The organism is Allocoprococcus comes (assembly GCF_013300725.1).
Classification (GTDB): Bacteria; Bacillota; Clostridia; order Lachnospirales; family Lachnospiraceae; genus Allocoprococcus; species Allocoprococcus comes_A.
Genome location: NZ_JAAIMM010000023.1, coordinates 1 through 26,377, shown reverse-complemented (window position 1 = coordinate 26,377; position 26,377 = coordinate 1). Strand labels below are relative to the sequence as shown.

Sequence of the window (26,377 nt, the reverse complement as noted above, 5' to 3'; positions counted from 1 at the left end):
TTTTCCAAACACTCTCTATCGCTTTTTCCGCGACCGGCCTGTTAATCTGTTTTCGTTATTATTTTTTTATTTTGCTCTCTTATAGAACGGAAGCTGCACAACTTCTGCTTCCACTCTTCTTCCACGTACATCAGCTTCTACCTTGTCACCAACTGCTACGCTTCCGGCATCAACAAGTGCCATAGCGATCGGATATCCAAGATAAGGACAATGTGTTCCGGATGTTGTATGTCCGATCTTCTGATCTCCAACATACAGATCCTGATGTTCACGGATGATTCCTCTTCCTGTTACTTTAAGACCAATTCTTTCGATCTTTGGTGTTCCTCTGTCTTCCATGGCTTTCTTTCCGATGAATTCGTCTTTTTTCATCTTAACACCGAAGTTCAGGCCTGTTTCAAGAGGTGATACTTCATCATCCATTTCATGTCCGTAAAGAGGCATTGCAGCTTCCATACGAAGTGTATCACGTGCACCAAGTCCACAAGGGATCAGTCCCTCTTCTTTTCCTGCTTCAAGAAGTGTCTCCCACATCTTTTCTGCAAGATCACTTGCCAGGTAGATTTCTACTCCATCTTCACCGGTATATCCTGTCTTGGATACGATGCAAGGCATTCCGGCAACTTCTGCGTCAAATACTGCATGATAATATTTCTTCGGAATATTTTCCTCTGTTGTAAGTTTTCTTAAGATTTCCATCGCTTTCGGTCCCTGAAGGGCGATCTGTCCATACTGATCGGATACATCTGTAAATGTAACCTCTCCTGACTGATGTGCAAGCATCCACTGATAATCTTTATCTTTGTTTGCTGCATTTACTACGATAAAATAGTGGTCATCTGATTTTTTATATACGATCAGGTCATCAACGGTTCCGCCGTTCTCATTACACATCGGGCTGTATCTTGCCTGTCCGTCTACCATATTTGTAAAATCGTTTGTAAGGATGTGCTGCAGATTGGCAAGAGCATCTTTTCCTTCACAAAGGATTTCACCCATATGAGATACATCAAAAAGTCCAGCCTGGGTACGAACTGCCATATGCTCTTTGATCACGCCTGTCTCATACTGAACCGGAAGAAGGTATCCGGCAAACGGTACGATCTTTCCACCTGCTTTTACATGAGCCTCATAGAGTGGTGTCTTTAATTCCATCTTTCTTTCCTCCTATTGATAAAGTGGATATTTATCGCAGATCTTTGTAACTTCAGCACGGATTTCATCTGCTTTGGTATCAAAGTCTGTAATGGTCATCTTGATTAATTTTGCGATGGTCTTCATATCTTCTTCTTTCAGACCTCTTGTTGTAACAGCCGGTGTTCCGATACGAACTCCACTGGTTACAAACGGGCTTGCAGGATCATTCGGAACTGCATTCTTATTAACTGTGATGTAAACTTCATCTAGTCTGTTCTGAAGTTCTTTTCCTGTGATGTTCATGTTCTGAAGATCTACAAGGATCAGATGGTTGTCTGTTCCACCGCTGACAAGGTTGAATCCTTCTTCAACCATGGCTTCTGCAAGTGCTTTTGCATTCTTGACAACCTGTTCCTGATAGGTTTTGAATTCCGGTTTTAAGGCTTCTCCGAAGCATACAGCTTTTGCTGCGATAATGTGCATCAGAGGTCCGCCCTGTGTTCCCGGGAAGATTGCTTTGTTGATCGCTTTTGCATATTCTTCTTTGCACATGATCATTCCACCACGAGGTCCTCTGAGTGTCTTATGTGTTGTTGTTGTAACTACATCAGCATAAGGAACCGGGCTCTGGTGAAGTCCTGCTGCAACAAGACCTGCAATGTGTGCCATATCTACGAAAAGATAAGCTCCAACTTCTTTTGCGATATCTGCAAAAATATCAAAACGGATCTCTCTTGGATAAGCCGAAGCTCCTGCTACGATCATCTTCGGTTTACATTCATGAGCAAGCTTTCTGATTGCATCGTAATCCAGAACACCGTCATCATTGACATTGTAAGGTACGAAATTGTAAAGGATACCGGAAAGATTTACCGGTGAACCATGTGTAAGATGTCCGCCGTGTGCCAGGTTCAATCCCATAACTGTATCGCCTGGTTTGATCAGCGCCTGATATACAGCTGTATTCGCATTTGCTCCTGAATGTGGCTGTACACATACATGATCACATCCAAATAATTTCTTTGCACGTTCGATTGCAAGATTTTCAAGAATATCTACATCCTCGCATCCACCATAATAACGTTTTCCCGGATAACCTTCTGCATACTTGTTTGTCGGTACAGTTCCCATCGCAAGCATAACTGCCGGGCTTACGATATTCTCTGATGCGATCAGTTCAAGGTTTCTGCGCTGACGGCCAAGTTCTAACTGCAGCGCTTTTCCTACTTCTTCATCACATTCAGTAATGTAATTTGTTACATCTTCAATTCTGTTCATTCTCTTTTACCTCCTTAGAACCAACTACCTTGTCTTTTTTGCTCCCTTTTCGGTGTGTTAAATTCAGAATTTTATCATTTGTATCTATATTTTTCTGAATATTCCGCTTTTTAGGGTACAAAAAAAACAGGCAAAAAAGTTTTCGTCATTGAATCCTTTTTTGTCTGCCTCTGTCCGTTCACCTGAAAGATCACCTGGACTTTTGCGCTATATAGTCCAGACTACTTCTTCGGTACAATACATATATATTGTTCTCCAGAGTGTTGTCCGAATATGTTCCTTTTGCCTGAGAGTTTCTGCCTGCCCCTTCGGCTCATGCTGTACATTAAATAACGGTGCGCGCCGTCTGTACAACAAGTATCTCACATATTCATCATCCAACCTTAACTTAAACACATTATATAATTGTCGTCACAATTAGTCAAGCGTTAAATAATTTTCTTTATTGTTTATTATTTGTCAGAATATTTAATAGCTTCGCTCTATAATCATCGTTTTTATTGACTATTTTTTAACTGTATCATCCATTCTCTTTGTCTATTTTCACAAATTAAATTTTTTTCTCAAAATCCACGCATTCTAGCCAACCTATCACGATTACACTCCCTAGTATCTACCATTTTTATTCCAAATTTTTCAAGCCTCTACATAAATATCACTTATTCAGAAAATCTATCTTTCATTGCTTCACCACATCAACCTGTCATACCGCTTTTTCCCATCCATCAAAAAATTTGACTACTTCCATTTGTCTCACAACTTCCCCAACAAACTTTTTCGCACAAAAAGATCCGGACTTCCCAAACCAGGGAAATCCGGATCTTTTCAAATCTCTACCACTCAAATTTCTTCTCAAAGTATGCTTTGAGATCTTCAATTTTAATTCTTTCCTGCTGCATCGTATCACGGTCACGAACAGTAACTGCTCCGTCTTCTTCAGAATCGAAGTCATAAGTTACGCAGAACGGTGTTCCGATCTCATCCTGACGGCGATATCTCTTACCGATATTTCCTCTGTCATCGAATTCGCAGTTGTAGTATTTGCTAAGCATTGCATAAACCTTCTCAGCACCTTCGTTCAGCTTCTTGGAAAGCGGAAGCACACCGATCTTAATCGGTGCAAGTTCCGGATGGAAGTGCATAACGGTACGTGTAGAACCGTCTTCCAGTTCTTCCTCATCATATGCTGCGCAAAGGAACGCAAGTACCACACGGTCAGCACCAAGTGATGGCTCGATAACGTATGGAATGTATTTTTCATTGGTCTCATCATCAAAGTAAGTCAGATCCTGTCCGGATACATTCTGATGCTGTGTCAGGTCATAATCGGTTCTGTCTGCGATTCCCCACAGCTCGCCCCATCCGAATGGGAAGAGGAATTCTACGTCTGTTGTAGCCTTGCTGTAGAAAGAAAGCTCTTCTTTGTCATGATCTCTGTAACGGACCTCCTCATCCTTAAGTCCAAGAGAGAACAGCCAATCGAGACAGAATTTCTTCCAGTAAGCAAACCATTCAAGGTCTGTATCCGGTTTGCAGAAGAATTCAAGCTCCATCTGTTCAAACTCACGGGTACGGAATGTAAAGTTACCCGGTGTGATCTCGTTACGGAATGATTTACCGATCTGACCAATACCAAATGGAAGCTTCTTTCTTGAAGTTCTCTGTACATTCTTAAAGTTTACGAAGATTCCCTGTGCAGTCTCAGGACGAAGGTAAACAACGTTCTTTGCATCTTCTGTTACACCCTGGAAAGTCTTGAACATCAGGTTAAATTCACGGATCTCTGTGAAATTATGTTTTCCGCAGGTCGGACACGGAACTTCATGTTCTTTGATAAATCCTTCCATCTCTTCATGTGACCATCCGTCAATGCTGTCCGGAATATCAATTCCATGCTCATGTGCATAATCTTCAATGATCTTATCTGCACGGAAACGTTCGTGACATTCCTTACAGTCCATCAGCGGATCACTGAATCCTCCCAGATGTCCGGAAGCGATCCATGTCTGCGGATTCATCAGGATCGCACAGTCAACACCTACGTTGTACGGATTCTCCTGAATAAATTTCTTCCACCATGCTCTCTTTACGTTGTTCTTAAGTTCAACACCCAGGTTACCATAATCCCATGTATTTGCAAGCCCACCGTAGATTTCAGACCCCGGATATACAAAGCCTCTTGATTTTGCCAAAGCTACAATTTTGTCCATTGTCTTTTCTACCATAACACTAATCCTCGCATTCTTTTTATTTTTCGTTAGAAGAACAACGCTACTTATCGCGATAACATTTATTCCTCTCTGATTCACCTATTATACCTACTGCATATAGGTTTTGCAAGCTTATCCTGCTAATTTTCGCCAAATTTGTCTTTATTTTCTAATCTAATATACAATTTTCCGGTTATTTCAGCCCTGTGAGCTGCTCCAGAATCTCAAGCGACTTGAATCTGTGATCCACGTATACATCCAGATAACGCCCCATTACCTTTCCCAGTTCCTTTAAAACTTCATCGCTTAAGGTAAAGGTATAGAGCTTTTCCACCGGTGTCCCGACAATGAACTGCATGGCATAAAGGGTAGACGTATTCAGCCGCATTCCGTCATAGACATTCTGACCACATTCACTGCAGACCAGACCGCCCTCCTTCACACTGAACACACAGGGACGTTCCCTGTTCCCGCATCTGACACACTGAAATACCTGCGGTCCTTCCCCGCTGACACTGAGTGCCTTCAGTTCAAATATGTAGCGTACCAGCTCAAATGGAATGATCTTTTTCGTCAGCACGCGCATCGTCTGATAAAGAAGCTTCAGCATTTCCCTCTCGTCATTAGCTTCCCTTGTATAAAAATCTGCAAATTCGAGAAAATAAAATGCATAGTATGCCGCTTCCACATCCGTGCGGAGCTCTGCAAAATAATTCTCGATCTCTGCCGACTGGAGGGTGTTGGAATTTCTTCCTTCATACAGCATGAATTTCCCGAAATTACAAGGCGTACATGCCCCTGCAAGCGGACTGTTCGGTCGTCTTGCTCCTTTTGCAAACGCTGATATTTTCCCTTTTTCTTTTGTCAGGATCACGACTCTTTTATCATATTCACCGATCGGTGCTGCCGACAGAATCATCCCTGTCATTGCTGTTAACTGATTCACTGCATTTGTCCCCGTATTTCTCCGTTTTCGCTTTGCAGACTTCCTTTTCCCGGTAGGAGAGATAATCCTCCACCCGTCCTGTCCTTGCAAACCGATCCCAGTATTCCTGATTCATCCTTCGGTCACCTCATCTTTTTCTTATGCCTTTTAAGATTAGGTTCTCCCATATTCTCAGATGCTATACTGCGTAATATCTGCCAGCTGTTTTTCAGAGAAACACCTTGACATTTTTTACTCGTCTTCTCTATATCCGAAGTTCTTGATCAGAAAATCACTGTCTCTCCAGTCTTTCTTTACTTTTACCCAAAGCTGGAGATTTACCTTACATCCGAGCATCTGCTCGATCTCATATCTTGCCGTGCTGCCGATCTTTTTCAGCATGGATCCCTGTTTACCGATGATGATTCCCTTGTGGGAGTCTCGCTCACAGATGATCGTTGCTTCAATGTCCATCACTTTTTTACGTGCCTTCATCTTCTCGATCGATACCGCGATTCCGTGCGGGATTTCTTCATTCAGACAATGCAGTGCTTTCTCACGGATCAGCTCTGCCACGATCTGCCTTTCCGGCTGGTCGGTAATGGTATCTTCATCATAAAACTGCGGTCCATACGGAAGATATTTCATAATGACCTTTAAAAGCTCGTCCGTATTTTCACCGGTTCTTGCAGATACCGGAACGATATCTGCAAACTGGTATACTTCGTTGTATTTTGCGATACACGGAAGGATGTCTTCCTTCTTCACAGTATCTGCTTTGTTGATGACCAGCACGACCGGAGTTGTCACCTTTCCGAGCTGCTGCACAATGTGCTGCTCTCCGGCTCCGATAAAGGTACTCGGCTCAACCAGCCACAGCACCACATCCACTTCATTTAAAGTGCGCTCTGCCACATTTACCATGTAGGTTCCAAGCTTGTTCTTCGCCTTATGGATTCCCGGTGTATCAACAAATACAATCTGTCCTTCCTCGGTCGTAAGCACCGTCTGGATCCGGTTTCTGGTGGTCTGCGGTTTATTCGATGTAATTGCAATCTTCTGACCGATCAGATAGTTCATAAGGGTGGATTTTCCCACGTTCGGTCTTCCGATCAAAGTTACAAATCCTGATTTAAAATCTGCTCTCATGCATTCTCCTTTTAAAATAAATTCTCAACTGTCATAAACAGTTCTTTCTCTTCTTCTATCTTTGCTTCATTTCCAATCACACAGATCTGATCATTTGCAAGCACCGCACGTGCCACACCTGCAAGTGCACGGATATCCTCCTGGTTTGCTGTAAGGATCTGCTCTCTTTCTTTTCTGATCATCTCTGCGCTCACATGATTCATATACAGATTCATGGAACGGTCACCCTTGGTTGCCGGTGTCATCGGCTGGTCGATATTGCTGATCGTTCCGATGATGTATTTGGTCATATCACGCTCGCTGACCGTGAAGTTCTCCAGATATTCCGGAACTCCATCATAGATCTCAAGCGTTCTTCCAAGGTTCGGGTCACGGTAGGATACAAAATATCCCTCGCCAAGACGGTTAAAGTTGCTCATGCAGCCATAAGCTCCGCCTTTCACACGGATATTGATCCAGAGATATTCGTAGCTCATGATCACCTTCAGGATCTGCAGTGCTCCGTTATATTCTTCTCCGGCATCAATAAAGTTGCCTGCCTTTGCCGCAAACTGTACTTTGGAAGAAGTCTTGAATCCTTCGTTCTTCTTCTCACAGTGCAGTACGCATCTGCTTTCTGGTGTTCTCTCCGGATAAAGGGCTTCTTTTAAGCTTCCGATCTCCTCTTCTAAAACGGCAAGTCCTTCTCTTGTGGCTGTGTAACTGATCATCATATTGCCTTTTCTGAAAATCAGTTCGGCTAAAGCTTTTAAGCTATTTGTAATCTCTTCCTTCTTATCTTCGAAATGTTCTTCCATCTCACGGATGTTCTGATAATATCCGATTCCATTTGTCGTATCTTTAAATTTTGAAATCGGCGATTTATAAGACATTGCCCGGAGTGCTGCTGCCGAATGTCCTGCGGAGAGGAAACGATCCTGCAGTCTTGTCTTTGTCATCGAAAGAATCTCTTTCAGACGCTTTTCATCATCCAGCTTCGATGCAGTCAGGATTTCTTTCATCATACGGATGGCAAACGGAATCTGTCCGTAAAGTGCTTTTGCCTTGATCTCAAAGGTTGCCTTGAATTCTTTTTCTCTGACCTTTGTCACATCCGGATAAAGCTCCAATGAAGTCCCGATTCCTCCGGTGTGTCTGTTGATCTCATTGAAGAGCTCTCCGTATTCATAATGCTCCGTATCAATGATTCCGAGAACTGCCTGCAGAAGTCCCACCATCGGCAGATCCTTCTCCGGTACATCGGAAAGATCAAACATCAGATCCAGATAACCGATTCCATTGGTCTCAATCTCATGGAAAACGGTCGGGATCTCTGCGATCTTTATCTCTTCATTGTAAATCGGTGCGATCTCACGGGAAATGTCTTCTCTTGTCAGCATCGGGATCTTCTCCAGATCTTCCTGACTTGACGGTTCTTCCTGATACTCCTGTAAATGTTTCGTATCCGCAACCAGTTTGTCAATTTCTTCTCTGCTCAGGCTTTCTTTGTATGCCTGCAGTTTCGCTTTTAACTCCTCATCCAGTCTGGCTGTACGTCCCGGCTCCGGTACGATCGTAACCAGTGCGCCGTGCTGATTGTCCAGAAGATAAGCCTGGATCAGTTTTTCAAAATATCCGGTACTGATCTGCTCTTTTAAGAACACAAAAGTATCCAGTGCCTCTACATGAATAAATGGCTTTGTCTCATCATAAAGCCAGCTGTCGAAGATCTGCAGTCCGTACATCAGCCCCTTCGGATAGCCTCCGAAGTCTGCCTCGCGGTAACGGAATTCATGATAATTGATTCCCGCTTCCAGTGCCTTTTTGTCCATTCCGTTTTCTACGATAGCCTTCAATGTATCTTCGATCACCTTCACAAATTCTGCCTTCTGCTCTTCATTGGCATTCTTTGCCACGATGGAGAAGATCGGCTGATAGGTGCTGCTGTCATAGGAACCGCTGATATCTTTTCCGATTCCGGCTTCCAGAAGTGCCTTTGTGATCGGTGCTCCCGGTGCGGAAAGCAGCGCATAGTCCAGGATCTGGAATGCCAGGTACAGCTTTTCATCCAGAGAAGTTCCGATGACTTTATTGTAAGAAAGATAGGTATTATCCTCTGTCGATTCGTTGCTTGCAATGGAATACGGCTTTGTGATATCATGCATCTTTTCAAACGGTTTCTGCAGATGGATCTCGGAATCTACCTCTTTTTTGTCATAGGCAGACAGATATTCCTGATCCAGCCAGTTTAATTTTTCCTCCATATCCATATTGCCATAAAGGTAAATATAGCTGTTGGACGGATGATAATAGGTTCTGTGGAAATTCAGATATTCTTCATAAGTCAGTTCCGGGATCACATCCGGATCTCCGCCGGACTCATTTGCATAAGTCGTATCCGGGAACAGGGAATTCAGGATCATACGGTCCAGAACACCATCCGGTGAAGAAAAAGCTCCCTTCATCTCATTATAAACAACTCCGTTATAAGAAAGCTCCCCATCTGCTTCCTCCAGGCGATAATTCCAGCCTTCCTGACGGAAGATCTCTTCATGTTTGTAAATATTCGGATGCAAGACTGCGTCCATATACACATCCATCAGATTCTGAAAATCCTTTTCATTACAGCTTGCAACCGGATACACGGTCTTGTCCGGATAAGTCATCGCATTTAAAAAGGTATTCAGCGATCCTTTTACCAGTTCCACAAACGGATCCTTGGTCGGGAACTTCTCCGAACCGCACAGAACGGTATGTTCCATGATATGCGGCACTCCGGTGCTGTTCGTAGTCGGAGTACGGAATCCGATGTTAAATACTTTATTCTCATCATCATTGGAGATCAGAAGCACTCTCGCACCACTCTTCTTGTGCTTCAGAAGTGCACCTTCCGATTTCAGATCCGGAAGAGGTCTGTGCTCGATGATCTCATATGCTGTAAGCTTTGTTAAATCCATATATGATTTCCTCCAAATTCTGTAGTTAGTCTCATAAATAACATTGTACACATTTCTTTGATTTGATACAAGGTCTTGGTGGGAAATGTTTTCCTTAAATCCCGATCACAGGCTCATCCTATATATAAATTTTCTGGCAGTAAAAAAGAATTTGCTTTGTCACTTGTCTACCGAATTTTTATGACAGAAAATAAATAAGGAACAGCTACGAAAGCCATTCCTCATTTTCTGTATTATGCATTTTTCTTCTGTGAAAAATCCGCTGCTGTCTGCTTCTTCTGTGAAAACTTCATAAAGGTCAAAAATGCAAGCATCATAACAATTCCTGCCGGAAGTGCAATCCATGCACTCTGTACAAATCCGGCAACAATATAAGTGATAAACGAGATCACCGCGCAGCTTGCCGCATATGGGAGCTGTGTATTGACATGATTAATATGATTGCACTGTGCACCGGCAGATGCCATGATCGTTGTATCCGAAATCGGTGAACAGTGGTCACCACAAACTGCTCCGGCCATACATGCGGAGATGGCAATGATCATCATCGTCTCATTCTTTCCTTCAAATGCATGTACCACGATCGGGATCAGGATTCCGAATGTTCCCCAGCTTGTACCTGTCGCAAATGCAAGGAAGCATCCCACAAGGAAGATGATTGCCGGAAGAAGATTGACCATGCCTTCCGCACTTCCTGCCACAATACCTGCCACATATTCTGCAGCTCCAAGACTGTCTGTCATAGATTTCAGCGTCCATGCAAAAACAAGAATCAGGATTGCCGGAACCATCGCCTTAAATCCATCCGGGAGACATGCCATACACTCATCGAATTTCAGCACACGTCTTACCAGATACAGCACGATTGTGATCACAAAAGCAAAGAAGCTTCCGTACACCAGTCCCTGGGAAGCATCACTTCCTGAAAATGCTTCTACAAAACCGACTCCGTCAAAGAACCCACCAGTGTAGATCATTCCGATCACACAGCAGATGATCAGTGAAATGATCGGGATCAGAAGATCCATTACTTTTCCTTTACAGTTATCCACTGTCTCTTCCTCCGCATTTGCATACGGTCTGTCCGGTGTGGTGTAAATATCACCTTTTTTCGCATTATCTTCATGAACCTTCATCGGACCATACTCAACCTTCATCACAACCATTGCAACCATCATCAGGATGGTAAGGATTGCATAGAAGTTATATGGAATCGCACGAATAAAAATCGAAAATCCATCTTCCCCTTCTACGAATCCGGTAACAGCTGCTGCCCAGGATGAAATCGGGGCAATGATACATACCGGAGCTGCTGTCGCATCGATCAGATACGCAAGCTTTGCTCTGGAAACATTCTGCGCATCCGTTACCGGACGCATCACACTTCCGACTGTCAGACAGTTAAAATAGTCATCGATAAAGATCAGCACACCAAGAATGATTGTTGCAAGCTGTGCACCGACACGGCTCTTGATATGGGAACTTGCCCATTCACCAAATGCGGCAGATCCTCCTGCCTTATTCATCAGGCAGACCATGGTTCCTAAGATAACCAGGAAGATCAGGATTCCCACATTATAGCTGTCAGAAAGCACACTTACGATCCCTTCCTGGAAAATATGGGTGATGGTTCCCTCGAATGAAAATCCAGAATAGAACATTCCACCTACTAAAATACCTACAAATAAAGAGCTGTACACTTCTTTTGTGATCAGTGCCAGCGCAATCGCAACCACCGGTGGAACCAGTGACCAGATACTGGCGTACATCTTCGGTACATACTCCTCTGCGTCCGCTGCAAAAGTGACAAGGGGACTTGCCATTACGCAGATCATTACAGCTGCGAGCAGACTGCTTAACTTTCTCATTTTTTCTCTCAATTAAAAAACCTCCTGTTTTAAAACATAAAAATGCCATGAATAACGCTTGCACCGGCAAAACGCATTCATGGCATGTTTAGTCTTCCTTAAATGTTCTTCCGATAGCGCTCCACGTGTGTGACAGTACGCTGCATCTTCTGCATCGTCCCAGAAACCGGGGTTGGGGTTCCGGCTCCTTCGGCGGTTTCTCCTTTCCCATCTGATGGCTTCCCTGCCATATCACTCAGACGGTACTGATAAATCCCGCGCCTCTATCAAGCTGAATATTCATCATTTTCTTTATCAACCATACTATAAAATTTTCATTTTTGCAAGAGATAATTACTATTTATACATAAATTGCCAGTCCCTTTCCACCACATACCACTCCCAGACTTTTGAATGTGCCACGACAAAAGGAGCCAGAGACTTTCGTCCCTGACTCCTCATTCAAGTCAATCTTATTCTTCAGAACCGTACAATGTAACGAGTTTCTGCAGATATGCATATCTAGCTTTTGCTTCTTCTTCGTTCTTAGCAAACAGAACTTTAGCCTTTTCAGGATTGAATCTTGCAAGAGCGTTGTAACGAACTTCTCCGTTAAGGAATTCTTCGTATCCAGCAAGGTCTGGTGCTTTGCTGTCAAGAGTGAACTTAGATCCTTCTGCTTCTGGATTGAAACGGAAGTTGTTCCAGTATCCACATTCAACTGCAAGCTGTTCTTCTGTCTGAGCTTTGCTCATACCTTTCTTGATACCATGGTTGATACATGGAGCGTAAGCGATGATCAGGGATGGTCCCGGATATGCTTCAGCTTCTGCGATAGCTTTTACAGTCTGGTTGAAGTCAGCACCCATAGCGATCTGTGCAACGTATACGTAACCGTAGCTCATTGCGATAGAAGCAAGGTCTTTCTTCTTAGTTTCTTTTCCGCCTGCTGCGAACTGAGCGATAGCACCAGTCTTAGTAGACTTAGAAGACTGTCCACCTGTGTTAGAGTAAACTTCTGTATCGAATACCATTACGTTGATGTCTTTTCCACTTGCAAGTACGTGGTCAACACCACCGAATCCGATATCGTAAGCCCATCCGTCACCACCGAAGATCCACTGAGATTTCTTAGCGAGGAAGTCTTTCTTTTCAACGATATCTTTGCATGTCGGGCAGTCGCATCCTTCTAATGCAGCAACAAGTTTGTCTGTAGCTGTTCCGTTAGTAGCTCCACATCCGTATGTTTCAAGCCATTCGTTGCAAGCAGCTTTTGCTTCTTCGCTGGCTTTATCTGATGCAGCAACTTCTTCAACTTTAGCTTTCAGACCTTCTCTAATTGCTTTCTGAGCAAGTAACATACCGTAACCAAACTCAGCAGCATCTTCGAACAGTGAGTTAGACCAAGCCGGTCCCTGTCCCTTAGAGTTTACTGTGTAAGGTGTAGACGGTGATGAGTTACCCCAGATAGATGAACATCCTGTTGCGTTAGCGATGTACATTCTGTCACCAAATAACTGTGTGATAAGTTTAGCGTATGGAGTCTCTCCACATCCAGCACAAGCTCCTGAGAACTCAAGCAGTGGCTGTTTGAACTGAGATCCTTTTACTGTATTTTCTTTAAATTTAGCAACAACTTCTGGTTTTACTTCGATTTCTGTACCAAAGTCGAAGTATACCTGTTCTCCAGCGTTTTCTTCCATGTTACCCATAACAAGAGCTTTTTCACCCTTCTTACCTGGGCAGACATTTGCACAAGAGCCACATCCTGTACAGTCATAAGCTGATACAGTCATTGTGAACTTCATTCCCGGCATACCGATCATGTCGATTGCTTTCAGTCCTTCTGGTGCTTTTGCAAGTTCTTCTTCTGTAAGAGCTACCGGACGGATTGCAGCGTGCGGACATACATATGCACAACGGTTACACTGGATACATGTCTCTGACTGCCAGATCGGGATATCTACTGCGATACCACGTTTTTCGTAAGCAGCTGTTCCTGACGGTGTAGATCCATCTACATAATCTTTGAATGCAGATACAGGCAGTGTGTTACCTTCCTGAGCGTTAACTTTAGCCTGGATATTCTTAACGAATGCTACTGCATCTTCTCTTCCACCCTTAACTTCTGGTGTGAACAGACCTTCGTCTTCGCAGTTCTTCCAGCTTTCCGGTACTTCAACAGCGTTAACCTGTTTAGCTCCGGCATCGATAGCATCGTAGTTCATCTGTACGATCTTATCACCCTTCTTACCGTATGTAGCTTTTGCAGCTTTCTTCATAAGGTCGATAGCTTCTTCTTCCGGAATGATGTTAGCCAGTTTGAAGAATGCAGACTGAAGAACTGTATTGATACGTCCGCCAAGTCCGATTTCTTTACCGATCTTGATACCATCGATTGTGTAGAATTTGATGTCATGGTTAGCGATGAATGCTTTTACCTGTCCCGGAAGATGTTTGTCCAGTTCTTCTACTGTCCATGGGCAGTTAAGAAGGAATGTACCACCATCTACAAGTTCCTGAACCATGTTGTATTTGTTGATGTATGACGGGTTGTGGCATGCAACAAAGTTTGCTTTATGAATCAGGTAAGTAGATTTGATCGGTTTCTTACCAAAACGGAGGTGAGACATTGTAACACCACCGGATTTCTTTGAATCATAATCAAAGTAAGCCTGTGCATACATATCTGTGTTATCACCGATGATCTTGATAGAGTTCTTGTTAGCTCCGACTGTTCCGTCAGCTCCAAGTCCCCAGAACTTACAGTTGATTGTTCCTTCCGGTGTTGTAACCAGTGGAGCACCTACTTCAAGAGAAAGTCCTGTTACATCATCAACGATACCGATTGTGAATTTAGCTTTTGCTTCGTTCTCGAATACAGCAACAACCTGAGCCGGTGTTGTATCTTTAGAACCAAGTCCGTAACGTCCTGAGTTGATCTTAACAGCATCGAATTTTGTTCCTTTAAGAGCTGCAACAACGTCAAGGTACAGAGGTTCTCCAAGAGATCCTGGTTCTTTTGTTCTGTCAAGAACGTTGATGTACTTAACAGTATCCGGAATTGCATCTACAAGTGCCTGTGCACAGAATGGTCTGTAAAGACGAACTTTAACAACGCCAACCTTCTTGCCCTGAGCAAGTAAGTAATCGATTGTTTCATCGATTGTGTCACAAACAGATCCCATAGCGATGATTACGCTTTCAGCATCTTCTGCACCATGGTAGTTGAACAGTTTGTAGTTTGTTCCGATCTTAGCGTTAACTTTGTCCATGTATTCCTGTACGATTGCCGGCATAGCATCGTAGTATGGGTTACATGCTTCACGAGCCTGGAAGAATGTATCCGGGTTCTGAGCTGATCCTCTTTCACATGGATGGTTCGGGTTCAGTGCATGTGCACGGAATTCCTTGATTGCATCCTTATCTACGAGATCTTCCAGATCTTCGTAATCCCATGTTTCGATCTTCTGGATTTCGTGTGATGTACGGAAACCATCGAAGAAGTTAATGAATGGAATTTTACCTTTCAGTGCTGCACAGTGTGCAACCGGTGTCAGGTCCATAACTTCCTGTACGCTGGATTCACAGAGCATTGCGCATCCAGTCTGACGACAGGCGTAAACATCTGAATGATCACCAAAAATATTAAGAGCGTGTGAAGCTACTGCACGGGCAGATACGTTGAATACACCCGGAAGCTGTTCACCAGCAATTTTATATAAGTTAGGAATCATAAGAAGTAAGCCCTGGGAAGCTGTGTAAGTAGTAGTAAGCGCACCTGCTGACAGTGAGCCGTGTACAGTACCTGCTGCACCTGCTTCAGACTGCATTTCTGTTACCTGAACAGTCTGACCAAAAATATTCTTTCTTCCTTGTGTTGCCCATTCGTCTGTGGCTTCAGCCATTACAGATGAAGGTGTGATCGGGTAAATAGCAGCAACTTCTGTATAAGCATAAGAAGCATGAGCAGCTGCATGGTTACCATCCATGGTCTTCATTGATCTTGCCATTTTCTTTGTTCCTCCTTAGATTGTGTCAAAACTTTTACTTGTGTTAAAATTTTTCTACACTTTCGTTCGATATTATTATAGCTGTTCATATATGAAAAGTCCAGTCATTTTAATGTTCTGATTGTTCCTTTTGACGTACAAACCCTGCATTTTAGAAGGTTGTTTTATGTAAACTATAGTAAGTTTTGACTATCTTGCATTACAAAAGAGACGGACATCTGTCCGTCTCTCGTCATACATTATCACTTACTTTTTTAACAAATATTATACGTTGAATCTGAACAGGATAATATCTCCGTCCTGTACAACATACTCCTTACCTTCCAGTCTCACCAGGCCTTTTTCTTTTGCAGCGTTATAAGTGCCACATGCCATCAAGTCATCATAGGATACGATCTCAGCGCGGATGAATCCTCTTTCAAAATCAGAATGGATCTTTCCTGCTGCCTGTGGTGCTTTCGTTCCTTTTTTGATCGTCCATGCACGGACTTCCGGTTCTCCTGCTGTCAGGTAACTGATCAGTCCAAGAAGGCTGTAGCTTGCCTTGATCAGCTTTTCAAGACCAGATTCCTTAAGTCCCAGTTCTTCCAGGAACATACTCTTTTCATCATCATCAAGTTCCGCGATCTCCTGCTCAATTTCCGCACATACAACGAATACTTCGCAGTCCTCTTTTTTTGCATACTCACGGACCGCCTGTACTCCTGCATTACTCGCACCATCATCTGCAAGATCATCTTCTGCCACATTTGCAGCAAAAATAACCGGCTTGTAGGTCAGAAGATTGTAGCTTTCCAGCCACTGCTGTTCATCTTCGTCATTGATATCATCAAAGCTCTTTGCCATCTTTCCATCTTCCAGATGTGCTTTAATTCTTTCCATCAGTGCCAGCTCTTTTGCGATCGTCTTGTCATTTCTTGCTGCTCTGACTGCTTTGGAAATTCTTCTTTCCAGGATCTCAAGGTCTGAAAAGATCAGCTCCAGGTTGATCGTCTCAATGTCACGCAGCGGATCGATATTTCCATCTACATGGACAATATTGCTATCCTCGAAACAACGTACTACATGAACAATTGCATCAACCTCACGGATATTTGCGAGAAACTGGTTTCCAAGACCTTCTCCTTTGGATGCACCTTTTACAAGGCCTGCAATATCTACAAACTCAATCGCTGCCGGGATGATCTTTTTGGTGTGATACATCTCACCAAGCACATCCAGACGTTCATCCGGTACAGTAACAACACCCACATTTGGATCAATGGTACAGAATGGGTAGTTGGCTGATTCTGCTCCTGCTTTTGTCAGTGAATTAAATAAAGTACTTTTTCCTACATTAGGTAATCCTACAATACCTAATTTCATTTTTTCTATTTCCTCCTATAAATCCTTTGATTTCAAGGGATTTCAGCATACTTATTTTTGCAAGTGGGCCATTTAGTGGGCCATTACATTGCCATAAGTGCTTCTGCTACCAAGTCCATTTCTTTTTTCTTTTCTTCCTCGGTAGTATGAACATATAAGTTCATTGTAATTCCAATATTCGAATGGCCCAGTAACATCTGAAGTGTTTTCGGTTTCATTCCTGCTTCAATACATCTGGTAGCAAAAGTATGTCTCAAGATATGCATCGAAAATCTTGGAATTTTTGCTTTGTCACAGATTTTAAACAGCGCTGTATCATATGTACTGTTCTTGACAGGTGTTCCTTTTCGACACAGAAACACAAATTCTTCCCATTCTGTTGAAATTTCTGAAATCCTCTTATTCTTTTCTTTTTGTTTTTTTAGTATAGAAACCGCTTCTTCTGTTAAGGGTATCGTACGGTAACCTGATTTACTCTTTGGTTCTCCGATACGCCACTCCTTTGCACTGTAACGATATTCCATACTTCTGCGAATCTGAATTGTTTTGGATTTAAAATCGACATCTCCCCATTTCAATCCTACCAATTCGCCTGTTCGCAATCCGGTTTGTAGTATAAAACGATACTGATTTTCATAGCTTTGATTTTCTGCATATTGTAAAAATGTTTTTTGTATGTCTCTTGTTAAAGCAACCTTCTTCTCAGAAGGCTTTCCCATATCACTTTTCACAGATTTTTTACAGGGATTGCTACGCAAGACTTCATTCTCTTTTGCATACTCAAACATATTGTATAATGCAATTCTTGCCTGATAAATTGTAGATGTGCGATACCCCTGATCTGCCATATCATAAAATATTTTCTGACATTGAAGTGGTTTCACGTCTGATAGTGTCATCTTCCCAATTACCGGTTTAATATTTTTAATATATCTCTCCGTATAATTGCGAACAGTATTTGAACGGACTGTTTTCTTTTTTATCCCAATCCAATAATCAAACCATTGATCGACCAGCATATCTGATGGCATTGAAATATCACTGTGTTCATCCACATAAGTCGCATCAGCAATCCATGCTCTGCACTCTTGCAGCTTTTTGAATCGTTTATGTTTTCTCTTTCCAAACCGATCTACAAATCTGGCTGAGTATAATCCCGTACTTTCCTGGGATATTCCCTTGCCAAGTTCTTTGCCTTTTAAATCTTTTCCCATATTTCAGCTCCTCTCATAAGAAGCCCTAATACAGTACCTTGTATTATACCATAGCATCTTATTTTTGTGAATATTCATTTTCATCTCATCTCCTGCCCCATCTCCTGTCAATCATTTATATTTCCACACTTTCCGAAATGAATTTTTCAAATTCTTTTCTCTTTACAAGTTTTTTCGTGCCTACGTAAAGCACAAACGGACATCTCGGTTCTTTCAAAAGACCACTTATTCTGTTTTGTCCAATATTACTGTATTCTGCTGCCTCTTCAATTGTAAGAGCCACTTTTTCACATATCGCAACATGTTGTTTGCTCATAAAATCCTTCCCTTATTATTTAACGTGCGTAGCATACACTTCTATCCGCAATACACACGATCATTCTTTGTATTCAACAACGTTTTCGCTTTCTCCATTTTCATACTTGCAATCGCTTCTCGTTTACTTGTACCTCCAACATACATTGGTGTACACATTTCTAAAATACGATCATAGATACGCCTTTTGTCCAACATGGTCTCGCTTTTTATTTCTTTCAGCGGAAGATTGGTTGTGATGATCAAAGGTCGTCCCGAACGGATCCTGCGGTCTATGACGCTAAAAACAATTCCTAACGCATATTCTGAATTTCGTTCCACTCCAAGATCATCAATAATCAAAAGCTGGTAAGAAGCCAATGCATTGATATATTCCGTTTTGTCTGCCAGTGGAAATATATCATCAATAATGGTATTGAAATTTGTCATCTTTACCGTTACTTCCCGCTTAAGAAGTTCATTGGCAATACACCCGGCAATATAACTTTTCCCGGTACCAACCGGTCCCCAGAACAAACAGCCTATATGATTTCTTTTCATTTCCTCCCAGTTATCAACATAGCTTTTTGCCTTATGCATTACTGCATCTGACATATCTGCATTCTCAAATGTCCACTCTTCCATCCTGCTCTCGTCAAAACAGATGCTCGTATTTCTACTGACTAATTCCCGGTGTTCTTTCTCTTTAAAATATTTTTGTTCTTCTTCATACGCTTTTCTGTCACAGGCACATTGCCTAGTATGTTTTTTCATCCCCATAAAGCCACCCTCGGGGAAAAAAGCTTCTTTCGCTTCCCCACAGACTTTGCAGTATTGCAAACCATCACTGCCTACACATACGATATCTTCTTCTCTCATCACAAACTCTCTCCTTCTCCATAGCAATAATTTACTTCATGATATTTATTTCTTTTATATTTCTCAGTTACTTTACTAGGTGCCACATTTCCGACTCCTGCACAGCCATTTTTACGACCAGATGAAGGTTGCTTTTCCGACTCTGTTGCAACCATCTTTTCAACCGCCTTATTCTCAACCAGCTGTAAACCAATCTCATCAGATGGAATTTTTATATATAAATGATTGGGTTTTGAAAAACCACCAGATCTGCGAACCAATAGTCCCACATCATCTAATTCCTTCAATGCTGTTTTTACAGAAGATTTACATTTACCGATTTGAGCAGACAATTCCTCTATCGGAAAAATCAGATAAACATTTCCATACTTGTCTATCCAACTATTCATTCTCGATATCCGTGCCCGGTCATACAAAATCATATAAAGGAATTTTGCAGTTTGAGAAATTCGCAGTTTTAGCAAAAACTTCGGAAACTGGAAGTACTGAAGCATCTGCTCTGACTCCTTCATGTATTCATATTTCATTCTTTTCTCGCCTCGTTTCTGTTTCTAACTGTTGTAAAAATCATTTTTATGCCGGCTCAAAAAATGTCCTTACACATATTCAAAAGATGAAGGGCATAAATACAGGCTCTTGATGAAAATTTTTTATTTTTCCTGCAAAAAATACCCTTTCATTAATACGAAACGCTGAGAGGCATTTTTACAGCCCCCTGAGGAAAACTTTTTTATTTTTTCTGTTAATTAAATATTTGAAAATAAAAAAACACTCACCTATCCAGGTGAATGCCTTATCAAAATTTTCTTATTTTGTTGTCTATGACGCTTACTCAGAAACGCTTGCGTATCTGCTAAAATGTAATTGCCTGCAATTATATTTTCACGTGGGTATGGGGACGTAACCCCCATCAAGTCTGCTACTCGTAAGTAATACAAAATTGTCAAAATGACAATACTGTAATACACGGGTGGATCTTGCTCTGGTTGTAACGTATGAATTCATACAATAATAGGCCCAAATGGGCACTTTCACCATTTGAGCCTATATATTATATATGTCTTTCAAATGATAGCTTAAAAAATAGCTGTCTAGACGGTATGTTTTTAACGTAGAATTGATTTTATGGAAGACAAGGCATGGAATGCTTTGTACCTTTAATGGAAAAATTTAATGATATTTACCATGTACAAAAAAGAAACGGCAGATAAAAAACATCACACGAATCCTTATCGTGCTGTAAACTATATAAGAGATGAGAACGGAAATCCTATATGCCCTATTGGACGTAAATTTCTTTTCAAACGAAAACAACATGTAAGATATAAAAAATATGGACGTACAGAAGAAATCTATCCAAGCTTATTAAGTGTACCCTTTTTACATAAAACAGTGACGATTTTCAAAAAACATATATTAATGTAAAGAAACGCCAGAACCAGCATTTGTCGGAACTAGCGTTTCTTTAGCAGAGACTTATTTTACAGCCCCGTTTTTTGCTTATATTATTTTCCTCCGTTGGATCTCAATTTTGGAAAGAAGATGACTATCTTAAAGCCCTTTTCCCACGGGGAAGCAGCTTCCAGACGAAGGTTTAGATCGTCAGCCATCTTCTTAACCAGGTAAAGCCCTATACCGGTAGCTTTCTTTCTGCTGTCAGTAGAATCCCCGGTAAAGCCCTTTTGAAAAATATACGGCAGATCATATTTTTTTACACCGATGCCATTATCCTCAACTGAAAGAACATCTGCGATCTCCGAATGTATCATAGAGATTGTTAGCATGGGACTATCGCTGCTATATTTTATGGCATTGCTCACGATCTGTCCCAACATAAACTGAAGCCCTCTACGGTCTGTATAGACTGTTTCAGATTGCAGTTTATTGATAATTACAAACTGCTTTTCTTCCAGAAGTGGGGCATAGTCCTCCAGAACTTCCCCCAAGCAGTCATTCAAATTGATATCCTTAAACTGATAATCCTTTGTACTGCTCTTTAACCGGGCATAGTATAACATCTGAGTGACATCCTCCTGAAGCTGACTGCGGACATAATCCAGTTTTGCTTGCAGGGGAGGAGACATTTCGTTGCTCCGATTATCCAGGAGCATGGTCAACAACGATAGGGGCGTTTTCGCTTCATGTGCCCAGCCCTCCACATATTCTTCATAGTCCTGTAGGGCATCTGCCATACTGTTACTCTCAGTTTTGTGTTCCTGTAAAACTGATGCCAGAAGCCGGATAGATTCTCCTTCTTCCCGGCTGATGGCACTGAGCAGCCGTTCCTCGTTGCAGATGGTAGGATCACTGAGGAAATCCCGGAACAGCTCTCGGCGGGTGGTCTCCCGCTTGTTTAGTACAAACAGAATTGCTGAAAACAAAAGGAGGCTTGTCAGAACTACTAACCCACTCAAGGTTTGAAATGCCTGAATGTCAGAAATCCAAAGAATGATAGCACAAAAGCAATCCACGCCCAACAGCAACAGCAGCCAGGGGTAGTACCGTTCTATCATGCGCCAAAGCCGCTTCATGGAGCCACCCCCGTTTCCAGACGATAGCCCATCCCACGAACCGCAACGATTCGCTGCTTCATCTCAAGACCGGACATCGTCTTTTTCAGCCTGGTCAGATTAACCTGCAAGGCATTTTCGTCTATGTATTCCGTGGTTCCCCATAGTGCTATGCAAAGTTGCTCCGTCGTGGCCAGAGCATCGCCGCCGGACAAAAGAGCAACCAACAGTTTTCCCTGATTTTTTGGAAGCACGACAGAGGTATTATGAATATAAAGCGTGTAGGTCTGCTGGTCTAACAGGAAATCTGGTCCCTCTATGAGATTGGTACGGCCTTCATACCTTTTGAGAATATTGGATACCCTGGCAAGAAGTCGATCTTTTCTGCACGGCTTCGTCAAATATTCATCAGCACCCAAGTGGAACGCTTGCAGTTCATCCTTTACCTGATCTCTGGAAGTCAGTACCAGGACGGGGATAGCGGTTTTATTCTTTAGTTCCTGGCAGATTTGAAAGCCACTGATCTCCGGCAAATTCAGGTCTAAGATCACAAGGTCAGGACGGAGGGCTGCCAGGAGCCGAACGGCATCTTCCAACTCGGTGATTGCCTCCGCAAGATACCCGTCCTTTTGAAGCATATTGCAGAGTTCTTCCCGCATATAGACTTCATCTTCCACAACAGCAATTCTTTTCACGGCAGCACCTCCTTCCAAATTATTCTTCTCTCTGTGGCTGCATCAGTGTCAGCAAATACCGATCACTGGAGCGCTTGACCACTCTCATATAAATATATTCTATCACGCAAAGCAGCAAAATCATAGTAGCAGATACAAGTAGCATTTCAGACACTGTCCCACGGGTTCGAGACGAGAGTATCCCTGTAAATAACGCCCTGACTCCAAACAGACTGCTGACAGCCGCAACCAATACAGGAAGTCCCATAAACCAGGTAATTTGCTTTCCAGCAGACTGGCAAAGGGTTTCGTAAGTAGCTCCCAGGCGGATCAGAGTCTGGTATCTGCGCCCGGTTTTCTGCTGACTCATCAGGAACTGAACACCCACGATGGTGTTGGCAACTACCAGGAAAACAATTGCTAGATATAGGGTAATATAACTGGATGCTATGGTGTAGAAAAGCTGACGACCCATATTCTGAAGATAGCTTTCATATTCAATGCCAGTTTCGTCCAGCTTCTCGTTCAAATCCAAATATGCAGTCATAAGGCTATTTCCATCCAGAGCCTGTTCACTGAGCACCGCATTGACATAGGTATCATACATCCCCTGGCTATAATATAGGAATGCTTCATCCGGAAGAATCAATGCAAAGGACAAGGTTATAGAACGGTCCGTGACCAAATTCACAGACTGAACCTCTCCTGTAAGATGAATCGGACTACCATCCAGTTCCACCTTGGGATGCCCGGCCAATACTTGGTTCAGCATTGCGGTACGGCTTACCGTAGTAAACTCTGTATCAATATAGACAGCGGCCTCCTTTTCGCCTAATTGGAGAGCCGGATTGCCGGACAATTCCAACAAACGATTATAGTCCGATAAACAAATCAAATATGGGTATGTGGCATAATCAAGATTGTTCAAAAGGACATCCCGGTCTTCCGACTGGGGCAGGCTTCGAAGAGAGTCCATAACAACGTCCATGCTGTAGGCATTATCATAATCTTCTGTGGTGTGAATACTCCCAACCCTCATTTCAAAAAGCTCTGAAAATTGATTTTCCAAACCGTTTTCTTTCAGGGCTGCCTTTATATTCGGAAGAACCTGCGATGAATCTTCTGCAGTATGATCTTCAAAAGTATAGTCGATTACATGGTCAGAAGACAGGCTATTCGTTCCTGCAATTCCTACGCCCGCACCAAAACAACACAGCGCTGCCAGAATCAGCAGGGAGCTGATGGCAATGGAGTTTGACTGATGAATGACATTCTCCTGAATCTGCCGGAAGGTAAATACATGCAGCTGCTTATTTCCTTTTCCTTTCTTAACAATCAAAGCAATCAGCGCACGCATCCCATAGAAAAGCAGCATCGTACCAACTATGCCCAACAGCAAAGTCAGTCCCATCATACTTACCTTTGTCCATGCAATTCTCTGAATCGCCATGTAGTAAGCCACTGCCAACATCACACTTCCGCATATAGCAGCCAGTCCATAGATAACAGATGGCATTTGCTTTTTGGGGTGGTTCGTTGGCTGGGATAGCAAAGTACCGATCTCTTGGCGGCTGATTCGTCCACTCAAAATCAGAAGTGCCGTCAGCTTAATTGCCAGAAATCCTGCCAGCGTCCATTCAATCGCAGACCAGGATAAAGAAAACTGATGACCGATGATCCCCATGCCTACCAGTTTGGCGGTGACAAGACTGACAATTTCTGAAAGCACCACAGCCACAGGTAATCCTATGAGCATGGCAAGAATACTGGTCAGGAAATCTTCCGCCAGAAGCATACCAAACAGTTTACTTCTACGCATCCCCAACATTAGATAAACACCAAACTCATGCCGTCTGCGCTCGAACTGATACTTGCAGGCAAAATAGATCAAAAAGAACAGAATACCGAGGGTCATCCCATAAAACGCAGGAATCAGAAGCAGGAGTTTGTCAACTGCGTCACTCTCCATTTTCTGCAAAAAGAGCATCACATCTTGAGTGGAGATGGAAAGAATCATGTAAAATGCAACAATAGAAATCACCAGGGAGCTGAAAAACAGACCGTTTTCCTTTCGGCTGCGGCGACTGTTCCGAAGAATGAGATTAGAGAACATTTGCGCTGCCCCCTCCCAGTTGCGCCATCACCTTCAGGATGCGCCCGTAGAACTCCTGCTGGCTTTCGTCTCCACGCCGAAGCTCATGAAAGATCACGCCATCCTGGATGAACAGGATGCGCTTACAGAAACTGGCGGCATTGGAATCATGGGTTACCATCAGGATCGTAGCTTGTTCGTCACGATTCAGGCCGGACAGCTTCTCCATAAGACTTCTTGCGTTCTTAGAATCCAGCGCACCCGTCGGTTCATCGGCAAGGATCATTTGGGGATGTAAGATCAGAGCCCTTGCTGCCGCAACACGCTGACGCTGGCCACCGGACATCTTGGACGGAAACTTATCCAGAACATCAGAAATTTCCAGATAGTCAGCCAACTGCTTCAGCCGCTGGCTGCTTTCTGTTTCGGCTACCCCATGCAAGGAAGTCGGGAGCAGGATATTTTCCCTGCCAGTCAGGTTGTCCAGCAATTCAAAGTTCTGGAATAGATAACCAACTTTTTTGCCACGGTACTCGGCAAGAGCCTTTTCCTTGAGGGATTGCAGAGTATCTCCCTCCACCTGAATGCTTCCACCTGTAGGCTGAATCACAGTTGCAATACAGTTGAGAAGCGTGGATTTGCCGGAACCACTGCTTCCCATAATACCGAGAAACTCTCCCGGCATGACCTGAAAAGTGATTCCGTTCAGTGCTCTCGTCTGGTTTGGCAACGCCCCATAGACTTTGGTAAGATTTTCAATATTCAAAATTGGTTTCATGTGAATGCCTCCTATCCATTTCTGGGTAAATGATAGCACAGAAGCACAATAAATAACACTTACAGTCGCTGTAAGGATTCTGTTCCTGTTTTCAGAACAAGAATGACGCATCAAGCGGAATAAGTATATGTTTTGTATAAACGTCGGGTGACAATGAAAAAATATGCTGGACTACCGGATTGGCTAACTTGCATTTCTTTGTCAATTCTGGTAACCGCTTCAAACATGGAAGTTTCTGTTCTTACTTTTATTATACTCAATCAATAAAATCAACACGGTTCAGCAAATTTTAATTATTTCCAATATGACAAAATTGCTTCCTGTTATATTTATCTATTTCTTTATTTCTCTATTATTCCGATCCGGTCTTCCAAAGGTATAAATAAGGTGTAAATTATTCGTCAATCATCAAAAAATCCTTTAAAGCCTAGGCTTTCACAGCATCCATTAAACACTGCCGTGACAATTAAAAGCAAATCATAATACAACAACGTTCTGTTCGATACTAGAAATATATCATCAGCATGCAGTTTGAGTGAAAAAAGTCTCATGGTCATGAGCAAAAATGAAAGCAAAATTTATTAGATGGTACAACATACTATGCCTTTAAAATTCCAGTTACATATTCATATTGGAACCTAATCACCAGTTATTTTTATTATAATACTTGCAAAAAAGAAGCGCTCATACAAGCACTTCTCCTTACCATATTAGGACTTCAATCAAAAGTTAATGGGCCACAAAGTGGGCCATTTTTCAAAAACTTACATGAATTTATATAGAGTTTTATCCAAGTCGGAAATCCGTTAAATGCTCTAGCTATCAGCATTTAAAGGCATTTAACAACTTATATGGACATTTATGAAATCGGTCTCGTAATAACGATACCAAGTTTCATTTTCTCTATTTCCTCCTATAAATCCTTTGATTTTCAGTATAATTATCTAAATTCAGTACTCTGTATTATACCATAGCCTTTTCTCTTTGTGAATATTTAAGTTTCTGTTTTCTTTACACTTGTGTAAGTAGGTAATCATCTGTACCTTGATTTTTCAAAAAGAGCCACCTGTTGATCA

At 42.5% G+C, this 26,377-nt stretch carries 18 protein-coding genes and 2 riboswitches; all 18 genes read right to left on the bottom strand.

The window, feature by feature from the left end:
• Window positions 1-66: 66 nt before the first annotated feature.
• The 18 genes from gcvT to G4407_RS11990 all read right to left on the bottom strand — a co-directional run bounded on the left by gcvT (window position 67) and on the right by G4407_RS11990 (window position 25,301).
• The gene (gene gcvT / locus G4407_RS12075; RefSeq protein ID WP_173689095.1) at window positions 67-1,155 is read right to left on the bottom strand and encodes a glycine cleavage system aminomethyltransferase GcvT; all 1,089 of its coding nucleotides are present in this window, start codon (window positions 1,153-1,155) and stop codon (window positions 67-69) included.
• A 12-nt stretch (window positions 1,156-1,167) separates the two neighbouring features.
• On the bottom strand, window positions 1,168-2,415 hold the full coding sequence (locus tag G4407_RS12070) for a serine hydroxymethyltransferase (RefSeq protein ID WP_173689094.1): 1,248 nt from the start codon (window positions 2,413-2,415) through the stop codon (window positions 1,168-1,170).
• 264 nt (window positions 2,416-2,679) lie between these two features.
• A riboswitch (glycine riboswitch) is annotated at window positions 2,680-2,792 on the bottom strand.
• A 456-nt stretch (window positions 2,793-3,248) separates the two neighbouring features.
• A complete protein-coding gene (locus G4407_RS12065) occupies window positions 3,249-4,640 on the bottom strand; it encodes a glycine--tRNA ligase (protein ID WP_173689093.1) in 1,392 nt (463 codons plus the stop codon).
• A gap of 178 nt (window positions 4,641-4,818) precedes the next feature.
• Window positions 4,819-5,571, bottom strand: coding sequence for a DNA repair protein RecO (recO, locus tag G4407_RS12060; protein WP_173689092.1), 753 nt, complete (start codon window positions 5,569-5,571; stop codon window positions 4,819-4,821).
• Window positions 5,516-5,686 carry a hypothetical protein gene (locus tag G4407_RS12055; protein ID WP_173689091.1) on the bottom strand — a complete coding sequence of 57 codons (171 nt, stop codon included), beginning with the start codon at window positions 5,684-5,686 and terminating at the stop codon, window positions 5,516-5,518. Before G4407_RS12055 ends, recO begins: the two co-directional genes overlap by 56 nt.
• A gap of 116 nt (window positions 5,687-5,802) precedes the next feature.
• Window positions 5,803-6,699, bottom strand: coding sequence for a GTPase Era (era, locus tag G4407_RS12050; RefSeq protein WP_173689090.1), 897 nt, complete (start codon window positions 6,697-6,699; stop codon window positions 5,803-5,805).
• Between the two features lie 11 nt (window positions 6,700-6,710).
• Window positions 6,711-9,635: an insulinase family protein gene (locus G4407_RS12045; protein ID WP_173689089.1), complete on the bottom strand. Its 2,925-nt coding sequence runs from the start codon at window positions 9,633-9,635 to the stop codon at window positions 6,711-6,713.
• A 233-nt stretch (window positions 9,636-9,868) separates the two neighbouring features.
• A complete protein-coding gene (locus tag G4407_RS12040) occupies window positions 9,869-11,470 on the bottom strand; it encodes a Na+/H+ antiporter NhaC family protein (RefSeq protein WP_243259216.1) in 1,602 nt (533 codons plus the stop codon).
• Between the two features lie 139 nt (window positions 11,471-11,609).
• Window positions 11,610-11,777: riboswitch (Lysine riboswitch) on the bottom strand.
• Between the two features lie 178 nt (window positions 11,778-11,955).
• On the bottom strand, window positions 11,956-15,495 hold the full coding sequence (gene nifJ / locus G4407_RS12035; RefSeq protein WP_173689088.1) for a pyruvate:ferredoxin (flavodoxin) oxidoreductase: 3,540 nt from the start codon (window positions 15,493-15,495) through the stop codon (window positions 11,956-11,958).
• A 264-nt stretch (window positions 15,496-15,759) separates the two neighbouring features.
• Window positions 15,760-16,860 (bottom strand): redox-regulated ATPase YchF, encoded by a 1,101-nt coding sequence (gene ychF, locus G4407_RS12030; RefSeq protein ID WP_173689087.1) that lies wholly within the window; start codon window positions 16,858-16,860, stop codon window positions 15,760-15,762.
• 83 nt (window positions 16,861-16,943) lie between these two features.
• Complete coding sequence (locus G4407_RS12025) at window positions 16,944-18,074, bottom strand: tyrosine-type recombinase/integrase (protein WP_117980708.1); 1,131 nt, start codon at window positions 18,072-18,074, stop codon at window positions 16,944-16,946.
• A gap of 115 nt (window positions 18,075-18,189) precedes the next feature.
• Entirely contained in the window at window positions 18,190-18,390 is a 201-nt protein-coding gene (locus G4407_RS12020; RefSeq protein ID WP_008372088.1) for an excisionase, read from the bottom strand.
• Between the two features lie 41 nt (window positions 18,391-18,431).
• Window positions 18,432-19,247 (bottom strand): ATP-binding protein, encoded by an 816-nt coding sequence (locus G4407_RS12015; protein ID WP_161143301.1) that lies wholly within the window; start codon window positions 19,245-19,247, stop codon window positions 18,432-18,434.
• The gene (locus tag G4407_RS12010) at window positions 19,247-19,774 is read right to left on the bottom strand and encodes a replication initiator protein A (RefSeq protein WP_161143302.1); all 528 of its coding nucleotides are present in this window, start codon (window positions 19,772-19,774) and stop codon (window positions 19,247-19,249) included. The genes G4407_RS12015 and G4407_RS12010 overlap by 1 nt, the downstream gene beginning before the upstream one ends.
• A gap of 978 nt (window positions 19,775-20,752) precedes the next feature.
• On the bottom strand, window positions 20,753-21,661 hold the full coding sequence (locus tag G4407_RS12005; protein ID WP_243014396.1) for a sensor histidine kinase: 909 nt from the start codon (window positions 21,659-21,661) through the stop codon (window positions 20,753-20,755).
• Window positions 21,662-21,774: 113 nt separating this feature from the next.
• Window positions 21,775-22,452, bottom strand: coding sequence for a response regulator transcription factor (locus G4407_RS12000; RefSeq protein WP_161143303.1), 678 nt, complete (start codon window positions 22,450-22,452; stop codon window positions 21,775-21,777).
• Between the two features lie 19 nt (window positions 22,453-22,471).
• Window positions 22,472-24,544, bottom strand: a complete 2,073-nt coding sequence (locus G4407_RS11995; RefSeq protein ID WP_008372098.1) for an ABC transporter permease — start codon at window positions 24,542-24,544, stop codon at window positions 22,472-22,474.
• Window positions 24,534-25,301, bottom strand: coding sequence for an ABC transporter ATP-binding protein (locus tag G4407_RS11990; protein ID WP_161143304.1), 768 nt, complete (start codon window positions 25,299-25,301; stop codon window positions 24,534-24,536). Before G4407_RS11990 ends, G4407_RS11995 begins: the two co-directional genes overlap by 11 nt.
• Window positions 25,302-26,377: the final 1,076 nt, after the last annotated feature.